The sequence below is a fragment of the Flavobacterium azizsancarii genome (assembly GCF_027980145.1).
In the GTDB taxonomy this organism is placed as follows: domain Bacteria; phylum Bacteroidota; class Bacteroidia; order Flavobacteriales; family Flavobacteriaceae; genus Flavobacterium; species Flavobacterium azizsancarii.
The window spans coordinates 1-6149 of record NZ_JAMZNK010000087.1 but is presented as its reverse complement, the minus strand read 5'-3'; the positions used below and the strand labels follow the sequence as shown (position 1 = coordinate 6149).

At 32.4% G+C, this 6149-nt stretch carries 6 protein-coding genes; 3 read left to right on the top strand and 3 right to left on the bottom strand.

The window, feature by feature from the left end; all coding sequences use genetic code 11:
• Positions 1-121 precede the first annotated feature (121 nt).
• From NJT12_RS24595 to NJT12_RS24585, 3 genes are all read right to left on the bottom strand, one after another.
• Positions 122-898 (bottom strand): alpha/beta fold hydrolase, encoded by a 777-nt coding sequence (locus tag NJT12_RS24595; RefSeq protein WP_271338753.1) that lies wholly within the window; start codon positions 896-898, stop codon positions 122-124.
• A 271-nt stretch (positions 899-1169) separates the two neighbouring features.
• Positions 1170-2462: an aminopeptidase P family protein gene (locus NJT12_RS24590; protein ID WP_271338752.1), complete on the bottom strand. Its 1293-nt coding sequence runs from the start codon at positions 2460-2462 to the stop codon at positions 1170-1172.
• 229 nt (positions 2463-2691) lie between these two features.
• The gene (locus tag NJT12_RS24585; RefSeq protein ID WP_271338754.1) at positions 2692-3123 is read right to left on the bottom strand and encodes a helix-turn-helix domain-containing protein; all 432 of its coding nucleotides are present in this window, start codon (positions 3121-3123) and stop codon (positions 2692-2694) included.
• Between the two features lie 122 nt (positions 3124-3245).
• Between NJT12_RS24585 and NJT12_RS24580 the strand changes: the two genes are divergently transcribed.
• The 3 genes from NJT12_RS24580 (at position 3246) to NJT12_RS24570 (ending at position 5668) form a co-directional block, all read left to right on the top strand.
• Positions 3246-4601, top strand: a complete 1356-nt coding sequence (locus tag NJT12_RS24580; protein ID WP_271338751.1) for a bactofilin family protein — start codon at positions 3246-3248, stop codon at positions 4599-4601.
• 8 nt (positions 4602-4609) lie between these two features.
• A complete protein-coding gene (locus tag NJT12_RS24575) occupies positions 4610-5023 on the top strand; it encodes a hypothetical protein (RefSeq protein WP_271338750.1) in 414 nt (137 codons plus the stop codon).
• 207 nt (positions 5024-5230) lie between these two features.
• Positions 5231-5668, top strand: a complete 438-nt coding sequence (locus NJT12_RS24570) for a GNAT family N-acetyltransferase (protein ID WP_271338749.1) — start codon at positions 5231-5233, stop codon at positions 5666-5668.
• Positions 5669-6149: the final 481 nt, after the last annotated feature.

Below are 6149 nucleotides of genomic sequence, written 5' to 3'. Positions count from 1 at the left end.
CTATCTTAAAATGTATCGTAAATTAAGAACCGCCTTGGTACGGATCCGTATGCCGGGTGGTGTGGAAGGTCGCCTAGGGAATTAATCCCTAGGCTCCTATCCGATTTTTATAATGATGGTATTATTCGAAGAAATCTAATAATACAGTTTTTAATTCCTTCTTGTTTTCAATCTGGCTCATATGTCCGTCATCAAAAGAAACCAGTTTTGCATTGGTATTTTCGATTTGAAGAATGCTTTCCTCGTAATTTAAAACAGGATCTTTTTTGCCTAAAATCAATAAAACGGGAAATAAATTCTTTTGCAAAAGCAATACCCTGTCTTTTCGAATTTTCATTCCTTCAAGCGAAGCCACAATTCCCTGCAAAGGAGTTTTTAAAGCCTGAATCTTGGCTTCTTCAATTTCTTCGGTCAATCTGGCTCTGTTGTTTTCGCTGAACAAGTTGCCAATCGCAAGATTTACGAAATTTATATAATTTTGTTTTACCGCTTTGATAGCGCGATTTCGGTTTATTTTTTTCTCGTGGCTATCTGCTTTAGATGTAGAGTTTAGCAGAACCAGTTTGTTGATGTTTTTGGGGAATAATTCGGCGAAAGCCAAACCAACATAACCACCCATAGAATGACCAATAATAATGGCTTTTTCAACCTGTAGATGGGCTAAAACTTCATGAACAACCTTTGCATTGTCCTCCATAGAGTGCACATATCCTAAAGAATCAGATTTGCCATGACCTAACAAATCGATTGTGATGATGTGATATTGTTCAGAGAAAAAATCGACATAATCACTCCACATTTTTTTATTTTCTAAAAAACCGTGAAGAAATACAATCGCCGTTCCTTTGCCTGAATCGGTATAAGAAATTGTGGTATTTTTATATAAAAGAGTTTTCAAAATATTATTTTTAAATGGGTTTTGTTAGCGAAGATTTTTTTTCGCCACGAATTTCACAAATTTACACGAATCAAAAGGAACTTCAAAAATTGAATTGCACGAATTTTATTTATGCTTTTTATTAATAGAATTAAAGGGAATAATAATTAGTGAAAATTTGTGGAATTCGTAGCAAACTTTTTAAATTATTAAATTTTAATTCTGATAAAAAAAATGGCTAACATTTCTGCCAGCCGTTTTTATTCGATAATCTATATTCTTTTCTCTTTCTTTAAGAATTCATCAAACTTTCGATTTCATCTACTTCAACCGGAATATTGCGCATCAGGTTAAAAGGTTCTCCTTTTTCCTGAACCACAACATTGTCTTCTAAACGGATTCCGAATTTTTCGCCTGGAATATAAATCCCCGGTTCAACCGTAAAAACCATATTAGCTTTCATAGGTTCGTGAAGCAAGCCGTAATCGTGCGTATCAAGACCCATGTGGTGAGAAGTTCCGTGCATGAAATATTTTTTGTAAGCAGGCCATTCCGGGTTTTCGTTCTGAACATCGGCTTTGTCCAGTAAACCTAAACCAAGTAGTTCTGAGGTCATGATTTTACCCACTTCAATATGATATTGTTTCCAAAGTGTTCCCGGAGCCAACATTTTTGTAGCCTCGTTTTTTACTCTCAAAACAGCATTGTAAACCGCTTTTTGACGATCTGAGAATTTTCCCGAAACCGGAATCGTTCTTGTCATATCGCTAGAATAGTTTGCATATTCAGCCGCAACATCAAGTAAAATTAAATCTCCGGCTTTGCACTGTTGATTGTTCTCGATATAATGCAAAACGTTCGCATTATTTCCTGAAGCAATAATTGGCGTATAAGCAAAACCTTTAGAGCGGTTACGAACGAATTCGTGAATCAATTCGGCTTCGATTTCGTATTCAGTAACATTTGGTTTTACAAACGATAATAATCTACGGAAACCTTTCTCCGTAATATCACAAGCTTGCTGAATCAAATCGATTTCTTCGCTTTCTTTTACAGAACGAATGCGTTGTAAGATTGGGTTGCTTTTTGCTACTTGGTGTGCAGGATAACGTTCTTTCCACCATTTTACAAAACGAGCCTCGCGAGTTTCAGTTTCTACTGTTGCACGGTAATGTTCGTTTGTGTTAATGTACATCGTATCTGCATACGTCATCATTTCGTTCAAAACTTTATGAAAATCCTGCAGCCAATAAACCGTTCTGATGCCCGAAACCTGAAATGCGCGTTCTTTGCTTAACTTTTCGCCTTCCCAAACTGCAATATGATCGTTTGTTTCTTTCAGGAAAAGAATCTCTTTTTGGTTCTCATAAGGTGCATCCGGAAACAAAAGCAAAATGCTTTCTTCTTGATCGACACCACTTAGATAAAAAATATCTCTGTGCTGTGCAAATGGCAAAGTACTATCTGCACTAACCGGATAAATGTCATTTGAGTTGAAAACGGCAACACTGTTAGGTTTCATTTCTGCCGTGAATTTTTTGCGGTTTTTTACAAAAAGAGCGCTGTTTATTTGATGATATTTCATAATAATGTGAGTTTTGAACTTCGAATTTCAAAAATAGTGAATTTTAGAGAATCGGCTAAGATTGATTTATTAAAGTTTTCTTATTTGTTTAGGTTTTGCCACGAAGACACTAAGGCACTAAGTTTTTTATAATCTTGTTATTTCGATGGAGAAGACATTACAAAATTATTTATAAAAAAACCGAAGCAGTCAAACTTCGGTTTTTCTATAAATATATCTTTTGTAGAAATTACTTTTTCTCATTCAATAACTTCTCTAAAAAAGCAACTTTCTCTTTTTCTGCTTGAATTAATAATTGGTAAAGTTTTTTATTCTCTTCAAAAGCTTCAAGAAGTTTATCAAACGGATTAAAAGTACATCCGTAACTAATTGCAGAACCATTGTTGTTTTCTATATCAAAAGTATTTTCAATAATATTAAAAACAGCTTCTTCAGAAAAATTCCTTATTACTTCGGTAGGAACGCCCAGAGCTTCGGCAATTGCTTTAAGTTTTTCATCATCAACACTTTCGCTTCCTTCAATAATAGAAATAGATTGTTGAGTCGTGCCAATTGCTTGTGCAAGTGCTTCTTGTTTCATGTCTTTAAGCTCTCTGATTCGGCTAATGTTTCTACTGATGTGTCTTGGTTTTGGTAGAAAACAAGTGTTTGTTTGTAAGATACATTTTGTAAATTGTTTTCTCGAATGAAAAAATACAATTTTTCTGACTATTGTTGATTTTGAATATAGAAATGTGTAATCTTGATAGTAAAGAAAAATCAACTTCGATTAATAAAATTAAAATGCAAAATTCAAGTTTTAAACTAGTAACAATAAAAGACATAAAATCGCAATATTCATTTCTAATTGATCATGAAGGATTTGATTATTTTGATGAATGGGACGATCAGGATTTCTTTTTAGTTTCAGACGAAGATTTAAATTTCGAAGGCAACTTCTATTTGGATATTTATGAAGATAAAGAAAAAAAATGGCTTGCTAATATCTTAAGTCTTCCATTAAAAGAAATTGATGCGATAAGAATCGAAGGGATTTTAATAAACGGAAATTTCTCTACAACCGGAAGCATTATAAATGCCGAAGGAGATTACGGACCTTATATTTATATTAATGGAGATGTCGATTGCCAGAGTTTATTATTGGGCGGTTCTAATGTCGAAATAATAGGCAACGTAAAAGCCAAGGAAGCTGTAATGACTTCGTACAATCACGGAAATTTTAAATGCTCTGGCATTATAGAAGCTCCGGTTTTTATAGTCGACGATCATTACACCACTTTTGCAAAACAAAAAAATGAGTTGTTTTATTATAATGATAAAACAGAAGATCTTGACCCTAAAAATGCCTGCCAATATGATGATGATCTTAATGAAAATGTTATATCAATCGAATTGCGCCAGCATCTTGATAATCCTTTAATAGGAACTTTCGAAGAATTAAAACGGGAACTGGAATTTGGAGAATTGATTTTAAAACAAAATAATCCGCCTGCAAAAACCTATGAGTATTGGCAAAATAGGATGAAATCAAATTATAGAGATTTAAAATTAGTTCCGCTTCAGTTTAAAACTCGAGAATTGTGTGAGTTGGCATTAAATAAAACATTTCATGCTTTAGATTATGTTGGTCAGGATTTTATTACGCCGGAACTTTGTGAAAAATTAGTGAGTAAAGATGGTTTTGCAATTCAGAAAATACCCGATCAGTTTATAACAAAAGAACTTTGCTTAAAAGCTGCTCAGAGTGGAACATTGATTTCGTTGATTCCAAATGAATTTTATTCGGAAGAATTAATTTTAACGACATTCAAAAACGGCAAAAACGAACCTAATATCAATGATGTTCCTTCTGAATTTATTACCGATAGTTTACTCGAAGAATATGTAAAAATTGGAAAAGGATTATGGCTCGACAAAGTTTGCAAAGAAAACAGAAAAGATAAATTAGCGATCTTAAAACGAGTAATTGATTATGGAATTGAGAATCTTGATGCTATTTTTGGCAATCATTTTAGTCAAGAAGTTGCTGATTATGCAGTCGCTATTTATAATAATGAAAAGTATAAAACGGAATGGAATAAATATGTTCAAAAATATAAAGTTAAATTTGTGCGTCTTGGGTCGAGTGAATATTTATGATTTGAAAAATGAACGATGAAAAATTAAAAATATTAAGAAGCAGAATTTCGATTCCTTTAAGTATTGCTGTTCAGCTTCTTAAAAAAAATGATGGTGATGTATTATTATGCGAAAAAGAATTTCATGATACTAATATTAAAGAAATCTGTTTAAAGACCGAATGCAATTATGAAATAGCAAAAGAAAATTATGGAATTTGTAAGTGTGATATAATAAAGACTATTGAAAGGATTAATCAAAAATCGATTATCATATCAACAGGAAAAACAGCATCTTCAAAAATTGGTTTTATTTTATGGCCTGCGAATGGAGAAAGGGAATTCTACAAAACGGATAAACGGAATGATGCTTTTGTTTCGGCAGAAGATTTCGATCTTATCTTGAAAGAGTTTCAATCTGTTTTTCCATTACGAAATCCGTGAAATGATATACTTGATAATGGATTTGATACTACTGTGCATAATTTTTTTGATCATAAAACGATCATATAGATTGTTGAAAAAATAAAACATATAGAAAAGGATAATAAAAAAAGGAGAAAGCTTTTTTGACTGAAATAATAAATTGGTTAAACGATAAATTAACCTACGCTGAACATATTGTGGTTTATGGTAACTTGTAAATTGAATATGAAATCAAATATCAAAATTAGAAAAGTCGAAAAACAAGATTTAGATTTTGTTTATAAGTCAATCTGCGAACTTGAAAATGAAGTTGTAGATTTCGAGGTTTTTGCAATAATATTCAATGAAAACATTTCGAATCTAAACAGTCTATATTTACTCTCAGAAAACGAAAATGAATGTGTAGGTTTTGTTAGTTTTCATACCCAGAATCTTTTGCATCATTGTGGTCCGGTTGAAGAAATTCAGGAATTTTTTATTGATAAAAAGCATTGTGGTCAAGGCATTGGTCGGTTACTGATAAATGAAATAAAAGATTTTGCAGATCAGAATAATTTGAAAAGTATTGAAGTTACCACCAATAAAAGGCGCGTAGAAAATGTGCTGATTTATGAGAATCTTGGTTTTAGTTTATCGCATAATAAGTTTACTATTTATAAGTAAGCTTTACGGTGATGAGAAGTGGATAAAAAGAAAACTCATTGTAATAATAACCGCCTTTATGTTGGGAATGGTAAACGGAATGAACGAGGAAGATCAAACCATTAGAGGAAATCAAAATTATACAGAACAACATAAAAAGGAATGGTATTCTTCTTGTTTTTACTGAACGTAATACTTTTTTGTCATTTCGACGGAGGAGAAATCACACGCGGGGATAAAGTGCTGTTGCTGATTTGCTTTATCTGATTTCTCCCTTCGAAAATGACAAGATGTTGTGTGTGTGCTGTAATGTGGTTAATCATTTTTCAGAGTTTTGCTTTGTTTCGATGACCAAGATTGTACGTAAAAAAACCTTTGTCAAAGTTTAAAGCCAAGAGTGTAAGGAACTTTATTTTATGTATTGAATGTCTCTATTTTAGCAGGATCCCCACCACAATGTATTACTATTTGTTGAATGATTTCATTTTGTAATTGATTACAA

Excerpts from the sequence above, each read along its gene's own strand:
- NJT12_RS24580 (WP_271338751.1), top strand. The coding sequence starts at position 3,246 with ATGCAAAATTCAAGTTTTAAACTAGTAACAATAAAAGACATAAAATCG.
- NJT12_RS24570 (WP_271338749.1), top strand. The coding sequence starts at position 5,231 with ATGAAATCAAATATCAAAATTAGAAAAGTCGAAAAACAAGATTTAGAT.
- NJT12_RS24575 (WP_271338750.1), top strand. The coding sequence starts at position 4,610 with ATGAACGATGAAAAATTAAAAATATTAAGAAGCAGAATTTCGATTCCT.
- NJT12_RS24590 (WP_271338752.1), bottom strand. The coding sequence starts at position 2,462 with ATGAAATATCATCAAATAAACAGCGCTCTTTTTGTAAAAAACCGCAAA.